This window comes from Streptomyces sp. NPDC017676, assembly GCF_044329325.1.
In the GTDB taxonomy this organism is placed as follows: Bacteria; Actinomycetota; Actinomycetes; order Streptomycetales; family Streptomycetaceae; genus Streptomyces.
The window spans coordinates 84,252-98,710 of the sequence record NZ_JBIRJA010000001.1; the positions used below are offsets into that span (position 1 = coordinate 84,252).

Here is a 14,459-nt window from a genome sequence, read left to right on the forward strand (position 1 = left end):
GAACGTGTGAGAGACCCACGTCACCCAGTGACGTGGGTCTCTTTCTTTGCCCCGCGCGCCTCTTTCCTCCACTGATCGAATCTCGTATGGTGGAAGTCGTTTTCCGAAATCAGCACCTGTCGTGGAACCCCGCGTGAACACAACGTCCGTAACCCAGGGCGACTACCACGTACTCAGCGGTAGGTGCGACGATCGGACGGCACAACCCGCGACACGGTGAAAGCAGAGGAAGTCGGCCATGGCAACGGCGCCCAGCGTCTCCTACTCGATGACGATCCGGCTGGAGGTGCCCGCGAGCGGAACCGCCGTCTCGCAGCTCACCACCGCCGTGGAGTCCTCCGGAGGCTCGGTGACCGGCCTCGACGTCACCGCGTCCGGTCACGAGAAGCTCCGCATCGACGTCACCATCGCGGCCACCTCCACGGCCCACGCCGAGGAGATCGTCGAGAAGCTCCGCGGCATCGAGGGCGTCACCCTGGGCAAGGTCTCGGACCGTACGTTCCTGATGCACCTCGGCGGCAAGATCGAGATGGCGTCGAAGCACCCCATCCGCAACCGTGACGACCTCTCCATGGTCTACACGCCCGGTGTGGCCCGGGTCTGCATGGCCATCGCCGAGAACCCCGAGGACGCCCGCCGCCTCACCATCAAGCGCAACTCCGTTGCGGTCGTGACGGACGGTTCCGCCGTGCTCGGCCTGGGCAACATCGGCCCCAAGGCCGCGCTGCCCGTCATGGAGGGCAAGGCGGCCCTCTTCAAGCGCTTCGCCGGCATCGACGCCTGGCCGATCTGCCTGGACACCCAGGACACCGACGCGATCGTGGAGATCGTCAAGGCGATCGCCCCCGGCTTCGCCGGCATCAACCTGGAGGACATCTCCGCGCCGCGCTGCTTCGAGATCGAGGCCCGGCTGCGCGAGGCCCTCGACATCCCCGTCTTCCACGACGACCAGCACGGCACCGCCATCGTCGTGCTCGCCGCGCTGACCAACGCCCTGCGGGTCACGAACAAGACGATCGAGAACATCCGGGTCGTCATGTCCGGCGCAGGCGCGGCCGGCACGGCCATCCTCAAGCTGCTGATCGCCGCCGGCGTGAAGAACGCCGTCGTCGCCGACATCCACGGGGTCGTGCACGCCGACCGCGAGGACCTGGTGAACGCCCCGGCCGACTCGCCGCTGCGCTGGATCGCCGACAACACCAACCCCGAGGGCCTCACCGGCACCCTGAAGGAGGCCGTGCGCGGCGCCGACGTCTTCATCGGCGTCTCCGCCCCGAACGTCCTGGACGGCGCCGACGTGGCCGCCATGGCCGAGGGTGCCATCGTGTTCGCGCTCGCGAACCCGGACCCCGAGGTGGACCCGGCGATCGCCCGGCAGACCGCGGCCGTCGTGGCCACCGGCCGCTCCGACTTCCCGAACCAGATCAACAACGTGCTGGTCTTCCCGGGCGTCTTCCGCGGCCTGCTGGACGCCCAGTCCCGCACGGTCAACACCGAGATGATGCTCGCCGCCGCGAAGGCCCTCGCCGACGTGGTGACCGAGGACGAGCTGAACCCGAACTACATCGTCCCGAGCGTCTTCAACGACAAGGTCGCCGGCGCCGTGGCCGGGGCGGTCCGCGAGGCCGCCAAGGCGGCCGGGGCGACCGTCTGATCAGGGCGTGGCGTAATGTGCAGGGGGCTGTGAGCATCACCACGGCGGCCCCCCGCACCGGCGCGTCGTGGAACCCCGCGATGCCGGGCGCACTCTAGGGTGACGGCCGAGCAGGCGCTTTTCGTGTGACTCCCCAGGGTGTTCTCACGACTCCTACGGGTGCCGGATTGGCTTTCCCGCCGCAGGTAGGGGCAGGATGCTCCCTCGGGACTTCGTTCCAGGGGGCACCCCCAAGGGCGCGAGCGCATCGGCATCGCAGTGCCTCGGGCGGCTCCGCCGCGTGGCACACCCCAACGGCAAGAAAAACACGGGAGTAACAACATGAACCGCAGTGAGCTGGTGGCCGCGCTGGCCGACCGCGCCGAGGTGACCCGCAAGGACGCCGACGCCGTGCTGGCCGCGTTCGCCGAGACCGTCGGCGAGATCGTCGCCAAGGGCGACGAGAAGGTCACCATCCCCGGCTTCCTGACCTTCGAGCGCACCCACCGTGCCGCTCGCACCGCGCGCAACCCGCAGACCGGCGAGCCCATCAACATCCCGGCCGGCTTCAGCGTGAAGGTCACCGCGGGCTCCAAGCTCAAGGAAGCGGCGAAGGGCAAGTAAGCGGAACCGCTCCGCTTCGGCGCCGTCCACTGGAGCGCCGCGGCATGGAGCGCCGTGGGTGACTGCGGGCCGGTCGTGGCTGGTCGCGCAGTTCCCCGCGCCCCTTCGGGCGCGAACCGCTCAAGACGTCGAAAGGGCGGCCTCCCTCCGCGGGAGGCCGCCCTTTCGACGTGCGTGGCGCCTAGCCGAGCGCCTTGCCGGGCAGCTCGACCTTCGCTCCGAGTTCCACGAGCTTCTCCATGAAGTTCTCGTAGCCGCGGTTGATCAGCTCGATGCCGTGGACGCGGGACGTGCCCTCGGCCGCCAGGGCCGCGATGAGGTACGAGAAGCCGCCGCGCAGGTCGGGGATGACCAGGTCGGCGCCCTGGAGCTTGGTGGGGCCCGAGACGACCGCGGAGTGCAGGAAGTTGCGCGCGCCGAAGCGGCAGGCGGAGCCGCCCAGGCACTCCCGGTAGAGCTGGATGTGGGCGCCCATCTGGTTCAGCGCGGAGGTGAAGCCGAGGCGGGACTCGTAGACCGTCTCGTGGATGATGGACAGGCCCGTGGCCTGGGTCAGGGCCACCACCAGCGGCTGCTGCCAGTCGGTCTGGAAACCGGGGTGCACGTCCGTCTCCAGCGCGATCGACTTCAGCTGGCCGCCCGGGTGCCAGAACCGGATGCCCTCGTCGTCGATCTCGAAGGCACCGCCCACCTTGCGGTAGGTGTTCAGGAACGTCATCATCGAGCGCTGCTGGGCACCGCGGACGTAGATGTTGCCGTTGGTCGCGAGCGCCGCGGAGGCCCAGGACGCGGCCTCCAGGCGGTCCGGAAGGGCGCGGTGGGTGTAACCGCCGAGCTTGTCCACACCCGTGATGCGGATCGTGCGGTCGGTGTCCATCGCGATGATCGCGCCCATCTTCTGCAGCACGCAGATGAGGTCCTCGATCTCCGGCTCGACGGCCGCGTTGGACAACTCCGTGACGCCTTCGGCCAGTACGGCCGTCAGCAGCACCTGCTCGGTGGCGCCCACGGACGGGTACGGCAGCCGGATCTTCGTGCCGCGCAGCCGCTGCGGAGCCTCCAGGTACTGCCCGTCGGCCCGCTTCTCGATGGTCGCGCCGAACTGCCGCAGCACGTCGAAGTGGAAGTCGATGGGCCGGCCGCCGATGTCACAGCCGCCGAGGCCCGGGATGAAGGCGTGGCCGAGGCGGTGCAGCAGCGGACCGCAGAAGAGGATCGGGATGCGGCTGGAACCCGCGTGGGCATCGATGTCAGCCACGTTGGCGCTCTCGACCCGCGTCGGGTCCAGCACCAGCTCGCCGGGCTCCTCGCCCGGACGGACCGTCACCCCGTGCAGCTGGAGCAGACCACGGACGACCCGCACGTCACGGATGTCCGGAACGTTGCGCAGTCGGCTCGGCTCGCTGCCCAGCAGGGCGGCGACCATGGCCTTCGGTACGAGGTTCTTCGCACCGCGGACACGGATCTCGCCCTCCAGCGGGGTTCCGCCGTGGACAAGCAGGACATCGTCGTTGACGGTCATGAATCTCGCGTTCCGATGAGTTGGTCAGGGGCCGGCCGATCACTGTGCGCACGGGCCGGGAAGACAGGGTAATCGCCGATCACCCCCCGCCCGTAAGTCCAAGTACCGCCCAGCCGCGTCATAGCTGTGTCACAACACGAACCGTTCCCTGTCGGCCACATGGGGTCACCGGCGCGGGCACGTGCGCCGGGGCCGCTCCCGTACGCCCTGAGCTGCCTTCACTCCCGTGCCCCCGATTGGCTCCCCACTCCGGGGGAAGATGCGGGATCATGTCTGGCATGACCGAGGTGTCCTCGCTCACAGGGCGGCTGCTCGTGGCCACCCCCGCCCTGGCGGACCCGAACTTCGACCGTGCGGTGGTGCTCCTTCTCGACCACGACGAGGAGGGCTCCCTCGGTGTCGTCCTCAACCGGCCCACCCCGGTGGGCGTCGGCGACATCCTGGAGGACTGGGCCGACCTCGCCGGTGAGCCCGGCGTCGTCTTCCAGGGCGGCCCCGTCTCGCTGGACTCGGCGCTCGGCGTCGCCGTCATCCCCGGCGGCGCGAACGGGGACGGCGCGCCGCTCGGCTGGCGGCGGGTGCACGGCGCCATCGGACTGGTCGACCTGGAGGCCCCGCCGGAGCTGCTCGCCTCCGTCGTCGGCTCCCTGAGGATCTTCGCCGGGTACGCCGGCTGGGGCCCGGGCCAGCTGGAGGACGAGCTGGTGGAGGGCGCCTGGTACGTCGTCGAGTCCGAGCCGGGCGACGTCTCCTCCCCGGCCCCGGAGAGACTCTGGCGCGAGGTGCTGCGCCGGCAGCGCAACGAGCTGGCGATGGTGGCCACGTACCCGGACGACCCTTCGCTCAACTGATGCCTGGGAGCTTCAGTACCCTTGCTGATATGAGCACTCTTGAGCCCGAGCGCGGGACTGGTACGGGGACCCTCGTAGAGCCGACGCCACAGGTGTCCCACGGCGACGGCGACCACGAGCGCTTCGCCCACTACGTCCAGAAGGACAAGATCATGGCGAGCGCCCTCGACGGCACCCCCGTCGTGGCGCTGTGCGGCAAGGTCTGGGTGCCGGGCCGCGACCCGAAGAAGTACCCCGTCTGCCCCATGTGCAAGGAGATCTACGAGTCCATGGGCAGCGGCGGCGACGAGGGCAAGGGCGGCGACAAGTAGGTCGCGCCCCTTCCGCCCGCCGACGGTGAGGTCCCCGGGACGCGCGCGAGGCGCGTCCCGGGGACCTTCGTGTTCTCCGGCCGCCGAGTGGTCCAGACCTCTTGTGGGGTCCGCAGGCAGTCCCTAGCCTTCGAGAGGACCGGGCACGCGTTGTGCAGGGCGACAGGAGCGTTGCGTCACATGCAACGCGGGAGGGGCTGATGTCGTGGAACTGATTCCGGCGCCGCGCGCGATCGAGGGACCGGAGGGGTCCGCCGTACCCTTCGGCCCGGACACCACGCTGTGGGCCGGCCCGGGCACCGAGCGCACCGAACGCTGGCTGCGCGCCACCCTCGGGGCGGCCCTGGGCCTGCCGCTGCGCCCCGGGCCGCGGGACGCCCGCGACGGTCTGCGGCTGCTGCTGGACGACACGCTGGAACCGGAGGCGTACCGGCTCGGCGCCGCCGCCGACCGGGGCGTGGAGATCCGCGGCGGCGGACCCGCCGGAGTGTTCTGGGGCGCGCAGACCCTGCGCCAGCTCCTCGGCCCCGACGCCTTCCGGCGCGCCCCCGTGCGCCCGGACACCGCCCTCGGCGTCCCGCAGCAGGTCATCGAGGACGCCCCCCGGTTCCGCTGGCGCGGGCTGCTCCTCGACGTCGCCCGGCACTTCATGCCCAAGGAGGGCGTGCTGCGCTACCTGGACCTGATGGCCGCGCACAAACTCAACGTGCTGCACCTGCACCTGACGGACGACCAGGGCTGGCGCATCGAGATCAAGCGCTATCCGCGGCTGACCGAGGTCGCCTCCTGGCGCACGCGGACGAAATTCGGCCACCGGGCGTCACCGCTGTGGGAGGAGAAACCCCACGGCGGCCACTACACCCAGGACGACGTCCGCGAGATCGTCGCCTACGCCGCCGAGCGGCACATCGCCGTCATCCCCGAGATCGACGTACCGGGCCACTCGCAGGCCGCCATCGCCGCGTACCCCGAACTCGGCAACACCGACGTCATCGACACCACCGCCCTCTCCGTCTGGGACACCTGGGGCATCTCGTCCAACGTCCTGGCCCCCACCGACGCCACCCTGCGGTTCTACGAGGGGGTGTTCGAGGAGGTCCTGGAGCTGTTCCCCGCGGACGCCGCCGCGTTCTCGGAGTTCGTCCACATCGGCGGCGACGAGTGCCGCAAGGAGCAGTGGGCCGAGTCCGTCACCGCCAAGACCCGCATCGCCGACCTCGGCCTCGGTGACGAGGACGGGTTGCAGTCCTGGTTCATCGGGCACTTCGACGCCTGGCTCGCCGCGCGCGGGCGCCGCCTCATCGGCTGGGACGAGATCCTGGAGGGCGGCCTCGCGCCCGGCGCCGCCGTCTCCTCCTGGCGCGGCTACGGAGGCGGCGTCGCCGCCGCGCGGGCCGGCCACGACGTGGTCATGTGCCCCGAGCAGTACGTGTACCTGGACCACCGTCAGGCCCCGGGCGAGGACGAGCCCGTGCCGATCGGCTTCGTGCGCACCCTGGAGGACGTCTACCGCTTTGAACCCGTGCCGGACGGGCTCACCGACGAGGAGGCCCGGCACGTGCTGGGCACCCAGGCCAACGTGTGGACCGAGGTGCTGGAGGACACCGCGCGCGTGGACTACCAGACCTTCCCCCGGCTCGCCGCCTTCGCCGAGGTCGCCTGGAGCCCGCTGCCGGCCCCCGCGGACCGGGACTACGCCGGCTTCGAACGCCGGATGGCCGCCCACTACCGGCGACTTGACGCCCTCGGCGTCGCCTATCGGCCACCGGCCGGTCCCCGCCCGTGGCAGAAGCGCCCCGGCGTGCTCGGCCGCCCGATCGAGGGGCCGCCCCCGAACAGGTGACAGCGCCGGACCGGCCCCCGACCGGCAACGGAAAAACCCCGGCAGCATCACCGAAGAGTGGCAATCCGTGCACACCGGTGATGCCGTGCGAAAACGGGCCACCTCCCTGGTGAGGTGGGCGAATGCCTCCTAGCGGACCCCTGCGTTCGGGCGTTGCGAAGATGTGCCAGAGTTGCGTCGTCCGCCCTGTCAGCACGTACCGTACGGCAACACAGGCGGGACCAGGTGGGGCAGCGGGAAGGGGCAGCCGGTTTGACCACGCACGCACCGCAGGCGGCGCAGGCCGTCACCTTGCCCACGACGCTGGACGAGGCCGTGACGGCCCTCGCCGCCATGCCCACCGCCGTCCCCGTGGCGGGCGGCACCGACCTGATGGCCGCCGTCAACTCCGGACAGCTCAGGCCCGCCGCCCTGGTGGGCCTCGGCCGGATCAGCGAGATCCGCGGCTGGCAGTACCAGGACGGCCACGCGCTGCTCGGCGCCGGCCTCACGCACGCGCGCATGGGCCGCCCCGACTTCGCGGCCCTGATCCCGGCGCTCGCCGCCGCCGCGCGCGCCGCGGGCCCCCCGCACATCCGCAACGCGGGCACCCTGGGCGGCAACATCGCCTCCGCCGCCCCCACCGGGGACGCGCTGCCGGTGCTGGCCGCCCTGGAAGCGACCCTGATCATCGCGGGCCCGGGCGGAGCCCGCCGGGAGATCCCGGTGTCGCACCTGCTGGCCGGCGTGGAGATGCTGCGCGGCGGCGAACTCATCGGCTACGTGCGCGTACCGCTGCTGCACGCCCCGCAGGTCTTCCTGAAGGCGACCGGACGCACCGGCCCCGGCCGCGCGCTCGCCTCCGTGGCGCTCGTCCTGGACCCGGCCCGGCGCGGCGTGCGCTGCGCCGTCGGAGCCATAGCGCCGATGCCGCTCCGGCCGCTGGAAGCCGAGCAGTGGGTCGCCCAGCTGATCGACTGGGACAACGACCGCGCCCTCGTCCCGGAGGCCCTGCACGCCTTCGGCGAGTACGTCGCCGCGGCCTGCATCCCCGACCCGGCCCCCGAGCCCGACGGCTCGGTGACCCCGCTTCCGCCCGCCGTACTGCACCTGCGGCGCACTGTCGCCGCGCTGGCCCGACGAGCACTGGGGAGGGCGCTGTCGTGACCGACGACCAGCACGGAGAGGGCACGCCCCAGGGCGGCGGACGCTGGGACCCGTTGCCCCAGGGCGACTACGACGACGGCGCCACCGCCTTCGTCAAGCTCCCCGAGGGCGGCATCGACGCCCTGCTGTCCGGCGACAGCCCGCTGGCCGCGCCCGGACACGGCTACGTGCCGCCGCGGATCACGGCCACGCACACCGACGGCACGCACGCCGACGGCACGCACGCCGACGGCACGCACGCCGACGGCACCACGGGCACCTGGCCCGCGCCCGACGGCGGCGGCCGGTGGCCCGACCCGAACGCCACGCCGGCCCCGCCGCACGCCGCGGACGACCGGTTCACCTACCAGCCCGCCGCCACCCAGCACTGGACCTTCGAGGAGCCCGCGGCACCGGCCGCCCCGGGGCACGACGTCACCGGGCAGTGGTCCATCCCCGTCGCCGGGGGCGACCTTCCGGACGAGTCCGGCGAGTTCACCACGTCCTCGCTGGTCGAGCAGTGGGGCGCCGCGCCGCCCGCCACCCTGCCCGGCGGCGCGCCGGCGCCCTGGGCGACGGACGGCACGGGTCACGCGTATCCCTCCGGGGGCGCGCCGGACGCTCCGGCGGGTGGTGCTCCGGCGGGCGCGCCGGACGCGTACGGGGCGGACGACGGGTACGGACCGGAGGAGGCGTACGGCCCCGAGGGCGCGTACGTCCCGGACGACGGGTACGGCCCCGTGGAGGCGTACGCCCCGGAGGACGGGTACGGGCACGCTCCGGCCGGTCGCCCGGAGGGTGTTGGCGCCGGGGCCGGTCATCACGAGGGCGGGCACCCGGACGCCGGTCATGTGCACGCCGGTCACGACGAGGGCGGCCACGACGAGGGCGGGCACGACGGAGCCGGTCACGCGGAGGGCGTTCGCGCCGCGGCCGGTCATCACGGGGACGGGCGCCGGGACGCCGGTCATGTGCGCGCCGGTCACGACGAGGGCGGCCACGACGGGGCCGGCCGTCAGGACGCCGGTCACGCCGGTGCCCCCGGCGCCGACACGCCCGCCGGTACGGCCGCGCCCGCCGAACCGGTCCCGTCCGCACACGAGTCGGCCGGGCCCGGTACGGCGCCGGAAGGTGACGCCCACGCCGGTGACGCCCACGACCCCGCGGACGCCTCTGCACGCCCCGCTGACGCCCCGGCGGACCACGGGCGACCGGCAGGCCCGGCGACCGCGTCCCGGCCCGCCACGACGCCGGAGACGGGCGACGCGGAGGCGCCGGTGGCACCAGCAGACTCCGCGGCCCCCGACACACCCGGCACCCCCGACTCGCCGCCGGAGGCAGCCGCACCCGAGCCCGCCGTCGACGCGTCCGCGCCCGACGACCCTTCCGAAGGCACCGGAGCCGAGGAGGAGGCCGAGGGGGCCGCCGTACCCCTCCCGCCGAACGACGACCACCCGCTCGCCTCCTACGTCCTGCGCGTCAACGGCACCGACCGCCCGGTCACCGACGCCTGGATCGGCGAGTCCCTGCTGTACGTGCTGCGCGAGCGGCTCGGCCTCGCGGGCGCCAAGGACGGCTGCTCGCAGGGCGAGTGCGGGGCCTGCAACGTGCAGGTCGACGGCCGTCTGGTGGCCTCCTGCCTGGTCCCGGCGGTCACCGCGGCCGGCAGCGAGGTGCGCACGGTCGAGGGCCTGGCCGCCGACGGGCAGCCCTCCGACGTACAGCGCGCGCTCGCCCGCTGCGGAGCCGTCCAGTGCGGTTTCTGCGTGCCCGGCATGGCGATGACCGTGCACGACCTGCTGGAGGGCAACCCCGCGCCGACCGAGCTGGAGACCCGGCAGGCCCTGTGCGGCAACCTGTGCCGGTGCTCGGGCTACCGGGGCGTCCTGGAGGCCGTCAAGGAGGTCGTCGCCGAGCGCGAGGCGTCCCACGCGGGCCCCGTGACGGACACGGAGGAGGCGCGCATCCCGCACCAGGCGGGCCCCGGCTCCGGCGGCGTCCACCCGTCGGCGTTCGAGGCGCCCGGCGCGTTCGACACCCCGCAGCGGCCGAACCCGTACGACACGCCGGACACGTACGACACGCCCGACGCGTACGGCGTACCGGACGGGTACGACGCACCGGACCCGTACGGCACGCCGCCCGGACCGCACGACCAGCACTACGGCCAGGACGGAGGCCAGGCGTGAGCAACGAAGCCGGCACCGCGATCACCGCCGCGGAACCCGCACCCGCCGCCGAGGAGTTGCCGCACGGCCTCGGCGCCTCCCTGCCGCACGCCGACGCCCGCGCCAAGACCGAGGGCACCTTCCCGTACGCGGCCGACCTGTGGGCCGAGGGCCTGCTGTGGGCGGCCGTCCTGCGCTCCCCGCACGCGCACGCGCGCATCGTCTCCATCGACACCACCCACGCGCGCGAGATGCCCGGCGTCCGCGCGGTCGTCACCCACGAGGACGTGCCCGGCACCCCCCGCCACGGCCGGGGCACGCCCGACCGCCCGGTGTTCGCCTCCGAGGTCGTACGCCACCACGGCGAGCCCATCGCCGCTGTGGCCGCCGACCACCCGGACACCGCGCGGATGGCCGCCGCCGCCGTCATCGTCGAGTACGAGGTGCTGGACCCGGTCACCGACCCTGAACAGGCCTTCGAGGCCGAGCCGTTGCACCCCGACGGCAACCTGATCCGGCACATCCCGCTGCGCCACGGCGACCCGGAGGCGGCCGGCGAGGTGGTGGTCGAGGGCCTGTACCGCATCGGCCGCCAGGACCCGGCCCCGATCGGCGCCGAGGCCGGTCTCGCCGTACCGCGCCCGGACGGCGGGGTGGAGCTGTACCTGGCCTCCACCGACCCGCACACCGACCGCAACACGGCCGCCGCCTGCTACGGCCTGTCCCCCGACCGGGTGAAGATCGTCGTCACCGGGGTGCCCGGCGCCACGGCCGACCGCGAGGACCAGGGCTTCCAGCTCCCGCTCGGCCTGCTCGCCCTGAAGACCGGCTGCCCGGTGAAGCTGACGGCGACCCGCGAGGAGTCCTTCCTCGGCCACGCCCACCGGCACCCGACCCTGCTGCGCTACCGCCACCACGCCGACGCCGAGGGCAGGCTGGTGAAGGTCGAGGCGCAGATCCTGCTGGACGCGGGCGCGTACGCCGACACGTCCTCCGACGCCCTGGCCGCCGCCGTCTCCTTCGCGTGCGGCCCGTACGTCGTCCCCAACGCCTTCATCGAGGGCTGGGCCGTCCGCACCAACAACCCGCCCTCCGGCCATGTGCGCGGCGAGGGCGCCATGCAGGTGTGCGCCGCCTACGAGGCGCAGATGGACAAGCTGGCGAAGAAGCTGGGCCTGGACCCGGCCGAACTGCGCCTGCGCAACGTCCTCGCCACCGGTGACGTGCTCCCGATCGGCCAGACCGTGACCTGCCCGGCCCCGGTCGCCGAACTCCTCCAGGCCGTCCGGGACTTCCCGCTCCCGGCACTGCCCAAGGACAGCCCGGAGGAGGAGTGGCTGCTGCCCGGCGGCCCCGAGGGAGCGGGCGAGCCGGGCGCGGTGCGCCGGGGCGTCGGCTACGGCCTGGGCATGGTCCACATGCTCGGCGCGGAGGGCGCCGACGAGGTGTCGACCGCGACCGTGAAGGTGCACGACGGCATCGCGACCGTGCTGTGCGCGGCCGTGGAGACCGGCCAGGGCTTCACCACCCTGGCCCGGCAGATCGTCCAGGACACCCTCGGCGTCGAGGAGGTCCACGTCGCCCCCGTCGACACCGACCAGCCGCCGGCCGGCGCGGGCTGCCGGGGCCGGCACACCTGGGTGTCGGGCGGCGCGGTGGAACGGGCGGCCAAGATGGTCCGCACGCAACTCCTCCAGCCCCTGGCGCACAAGTTCGGCATGTCCACCGAACTGCTCCAGATCACGGACGGCAAGATCACCTCGTACGACGGCGTGCTGTCGACCACCGTCGCGGAGGCGATGGAGGGCAAGGAGCTGTGGGCCACCGCCCAGTGCCGCCCGCATCCGACCGAACCCCTCAACGCCTCCGGCCAGGGCGACGCCTTCGTGGGCCTCGCCTTCTGCGCGATCCGCGCGGTGGTGGACGTCGACGTCGAGCTGGGCTCGGTCCGGGTCGTGGAGCTGGCGGTCGCCCAGGACGTGGGCCGGGTGCTCAACCCCGCGCAGCTGGCCGCGCGCATCGAGGCGGGCGTCACCCAGGGCGTGGGCATCGCCCTCACCGAGAACCTGCGCACGCCCCGCGGCCTCATCCGCCATCCCGACCTGACCGGCTACGCCCTGCCGACCGCCCTGGACGCCCCCGACATCCGGATCGTGAAACTGGTGGAGGAACGTGACGTGGTGGCCCCCTTCGGCGCCAAGTCCGTCAGCGCGGTCCCGGTGGTGACGGCCCCGGCGGCCATCGCCTCCGCCGTCCGCGCCGCCACCGGCCGCCCGGTCAACCGCCTTCCGATCCGCCCGCAGGCCGCGGTGGTGACGGACCGGTGAGCACGCCGCCGCCCGGGGAGCCGCGCTATGAACCCGCGCCGGGCGCGGGCAAGTTGTTCCTGTGGGTCCTGCTGTTCGTGGTCGCGGCGCTGGCCGTGGTCCTGGGCGGGATCTACTTCACCTGAGGGGCTTGTCCCGATGGACGCGGACGCGGCCTGATGGACGGTGTCGTCCTGGTCACCGGGGTGATGGCGGCGGGCAAGTCGACGGTGGCCCAGCGCCTGGCGGAGGCGCTGCCGCGCGCCGCGCACGTCCGGGGCGACGCGTTCCGCCGGATGATCGTGTCGGGGCGGGTGGAGTACGTTCCCGGGGAGGACGGGGAACCCACGACCAGGGCGGGTGCGGAGCGCGCGTCCGGGGCGGGCGGCGAGCGCGCGTCCGGGGTGGACGGGGAGGCGGTGGCCCAACTGCGGCTGCGGTACCGGCTGTCGGCGGCGACGGCGGACGGGTACGCGGCGGCGGGCTTCACGGCGGTGGTGCAGGACGTCGTCCTGGGCGAGCACCTGCGGACGTACGTCGGCCTGGTCCGCACCCGCCCCCTGTACGTGGTGGTTCTGGCGCCCGGCGCGGCGGAGGTCGCGGCCCGTGAGGCGGGCCGGGCGAAGACCGGGTACGGCGGCGGATGGACCGTGGCCGCCCTGGACGACGAACTGCGTCTGCGCACCCCGCGCATCGGCCTCTGGCTGGACACGTCCGGCTGGACGCCGCACGAGACGGTCGAGGCGATTCTCGCGGACGCGCAACGGGCGCGGGTCGCCTGACGTCTTTCCTCGTGAGGTCGTTGTCAGTGGGGCGGCGTAGTGTGCTCGGAAGTGGGGGGCACCTGCCCGGAGGCCGCGTACGACGGGGTACGCGTGCCTGCCACGCACCGGGAGATCGCGGGGGAGCGATGAGCACGACGGACGCCGAAGTTCCGGCGATCACGCTGACCGAGGCGGAACTGGACCGCTACGTCACGCACGCGCCGACGCGCGGCCTCCTCGCGGGCGCCGGACTGCCCACGGAGACCGCCCTGCTGACCTTCTCCCCGCTGCGCACGTACGGCCTGCGCACACTCGCCGACGCCGCCGACAGCCCCTTCCACCTGGCGGAGGAGCTGCGCGGCCGTCTGGTCATCGGCGAACTGCTCACCCCGGCCGGCATGGAGCGCCGGTCGATCCTGCTCGACGGCGCCACGGGCGAGCTCACGACGGCCTACCTCTTCGACCCGTCCCACCCGCGCCCCTTCGCGCCCTCCCTGAACACGCTGCTGCGCTTCGCCGCGGTCACCGAGGAACTGGCGGGCCTGCGCGGCCGGTTCGCCTCCCTGGCGGGGCAGTACGGCCCCAGGACCGTGACCGAGGCGTCCCGCCGCCTCCTCACCCTCTTCGAGGAGGGCACGGACGGCGAGGTCCCGCCGTACTGGAAGGCGGCGGCCCTGATCCGCCCGCTCTCCCTCATCGCCGGCCCCGGCACGGCGTCGGGCCTCACCCTGGACGTCCCGGCACGCGTCCTGGACCAGCAGTTCGGGCACGGCAGGGTGGCCCGCTTCGAGGAGGTCGACTTCCCGAAGACGCTCACCCACGAGCCGACCCGCCGCTTCCTGCGCGAGACGGGCCTGCCGGAGGAGGCGGTCTTCTTCCACGCCGACACGGACGTCCCGCTCCCCACGCTCCGCGAGTACTTCACCCAGGAACGCCCCGACTACCCCCTCGCCGAACTCCCGGCCCACTGCGACCACTTGATCCGCCTCGGTCACCTCCTGGAGGACAACAGCCTGGTGATCGACGGCAGAACGGGCGCGGTCCTCACCTTCAACGAGCCGGAGGCGACGCTCTACCCCCTCAACACCGACGTCTCCACCCTGGCCTTCACCCTGTGGCTCATCCACCACGAGCGCACGATCGACGCCCACCTGGCCCACGAACTGTCCACCCACGCCTACGACCACCTGGTCGCCCTGATGATCCACACCCTCCACTCGATCGACCCGACGGGCACCGCACCGGAGACGACCTGGCACTACTGGACGAACCTTTTCCAGGACGAGACGGGCGGGGTGTTCTGAGATCCGAC

General features: G+C 73.1%; 12 protein-coding genes. 11 read left to right on the forward strand and 1 reads right to left on the reverse strand.

Annotated elements, in window-relative coordinates; translation table 11 throughout:
• Positions 1–238 precede the first annotated feature (238 nt).
• A complete protein-coding gene (locus ACH4LD_RS00325) occupies positions 239–1,654 on the forward strand; it encodes an NAD-dependent malic enzyme (protein WP_398053020.1) in 1,416 nt (471 codons plus the stop codon).
• A 321-nt stretch (positions 1,655–1,975) separates the two neighbouring features.
• The gene (locus ACH4LD_RS00330; protein ID WP_014673024.1) at positions 1,976–2,257 is read left to right on the forward strand and encodes an HU family DNA-binding protein; all 282 of its coding nucleotides are present in this window, start codon (positions 1,976–1,978) and stop codon (positions 2,255–2,257) included.
• Between the two features lie 181 nt (positions 2,258–2,438).
• Here the strand turns inward: ACH4LD_RS00330 and murA are convergent, their stop codons facing one another.
• On the reverse strand, positions 2,439–3,779 hold the full coding sequence (murA, locus tag ACH4LD_RS00335; protein ID WP_103810102.1) for a UDP-N-acetylglucosamine 1-carboxyvinyltransferase: 1,341 nt from the start codon (positions 3,777–3,779) through the stop codon (positions 2,439–2,441).
• A gap of 278 nt (positions 3,780–4,057) precedes the next feature.
• Between murA and ACH4LD_RS00340 the strand changes: the two genes are divergently transcribed.
• The 9 genes from ACH4LD_RS00340 to ACH4LD_RS00380 all read left to right on the forward strand — a co-directional run bounded on the left by ACH4LD_RS00340 (position 4,058) and on the right by ACH4LD_RS00380 (position 14,451).
• Positions 4,058–4,630, forward strand: coding sequence for a YqgE/AlgH family protein (locus ACH4LD_RS00340; RefSeq protein ID WP_132786001.1), 573 nt, complete (start codon positions 4,058–4,060; stop codon positions 4,628–4,630).
• Between the two features lie 29 nt (positions 4,631–4,659).
• Positions 4,660–4,941 (forward strand): DUF3039 domain-containing protein, encoded by a 282-nt coding sequence (locus ACH4LD_RS00345; RefSeq protein WP_030651613.1) that lies wholly within the window; start codon positions 4,660–4,662, stop codon positions 4,939–4,941.
• A 205-nt stretch (positions 4,942–5,146) separates the two neighbouring features.
• Complete coding sequence (locus ACH4LD_RS00350) at positions 5,147–6,784, forward strand: beta-N-acetylhexosaminidase (RefSeq protein ID WP_398053021.1); 1,638 nt, start codon at positions 5,147–5,149, stop codon at positions 6,782–6,784.
• Between the two features lie 252 nt (positions 6,785–7,036).
• On the forward strand, positions 7,037–7,930 hold the full coding sequence (locus ACH4LD_RS00355; protein WP_103810105.1) for a xanthine dehydrogenase family protein subunit M: 894 nt from the start codon (positions 7,037–7,039) through the stop codon (positions 7,928–7,930).
• On the forward strand, positions 7,927–10,098 hold the full coding sequence (locus tag ACH4LD_RS00360) for a 2Fe-2S iron-sulfur cluster-binding protein (protein WP_398053022.1): 2,172 nt from the start codon (positions 7,927–7,929) through the stop codon (positions 10,096–10,098). Before ACH4LD_RS00355 ends, ACH4LD_RS00360 begins: the two co-directional genes overlap by 4 nt.
• The gene (locus ACH4LD_RS00365) at positions 10,095–12,404 is read left to right on the forward strand and encodes a xanthine dehydrogenase family protein molybdopterin-binding subunit (RefSeq protein WP_398053023.1); all 2,310 of its coding nucleotides are present in this window, start codon (positions 10,095–10,097) and stop codon (positions 12,402–12,404) included. Before ACH4LD_RS00360 ends, ACH4LD_RS00365 begins: the two co-directional genes overlap by 4 nt.
• Positions 12,401–12,529, forward strand: a complete 129-nt coding sequence (locus ACH4LD_RS00370; protein ID WP_398053024.1) for a hypothetical protein — start codon at positions 12,401–12,403, stop codon at positions 12,527–12,529. The genes ACH4LD_RS00365 and ACH4LD_RS00370 overlap by 4 nt, the downstream gene beginning before the upstream one ends.
• A 33-nt stretch (positions 12,530–12,562) precedes the next feature.
• Positions 12,563–13,165, forward strand: coding sequence for an AAA family ATPase (locus ACH4LD_RS00375; RefSeq protein WP_398053025.1), 603 nt, complete (start codon positions 12,563–12,565; stop codon positions 13,163–13,165).
• A 128-nt stretch (positions 13,166–13,293) separates the two neighbouring features.
• Positions 13,294–14,451: an SUKH-4 family immunity protein gene (locus tag ACH4LD_RS00380; protein WP_398053026.1), complete on the forward strand. Its 1,158-nt coding sequence runs from the start codon at positions 13,294–13,296 to the stop codon at positions 14,449–14,451.
• Positions 14,452–14,459: the final 8 nt, after the last annotated feature.

Excerpts from the sequence above, each read along its gene's own strand:
- ACH4LD_RS00345 (WP_030651613.1), top strand. The coding sequence starts at position 4,660 with ATGAGCACTCTTGAGCCCGAGCGCGGGACTGGTACGGGGACCCTCGTA.
- ACH4LD_RS00375 (WP_398053025.1), top strand. The coding sequence starts at position 12,563 with ATGGACGGTGTCGTCCTGGTCACCGGGGTGATGGCGGCGGGCAAGTCG.
- ACH4LD_RS00325 (WP_398053020.1), top strand. The coding sequence starts at position 239 with ATGGCAACGGCGCCCAGCGTCTCCTACTCGATGACGATCCGGCTGGAG.
- murA (WP_103810102.1), bottom strand. The coding sequence starts at position 3,779 with ATGACCGTCAACGACGATGTCCTGCTTGTCCACGGCGGAACCCCGCTG.
- ACH4LD_RS00340 (WP_132786001.1), top strand. The coding sequence starts at position 4,058 with ATGACCGAGGTGTCCTCGCTCACAGGGCGGCTGCTCGTGGCCACCCCC.
- ACH4LD_RS00380 (WP_398053026.1), top strand. The coding sequence starts at position 13,294 with ATGAGCACGACGGACGCCGAAGTTCCGGCGATCACGCTGACCGAGGCG.
- ACH4LD_RS00330 (WP_014673024.1), top strand. The coding sequence starts at position 1,976 with ATGAACCGCAGTGAGCTGGTGGCCGCGCTGGCCGACCGCGCCGAGGTG.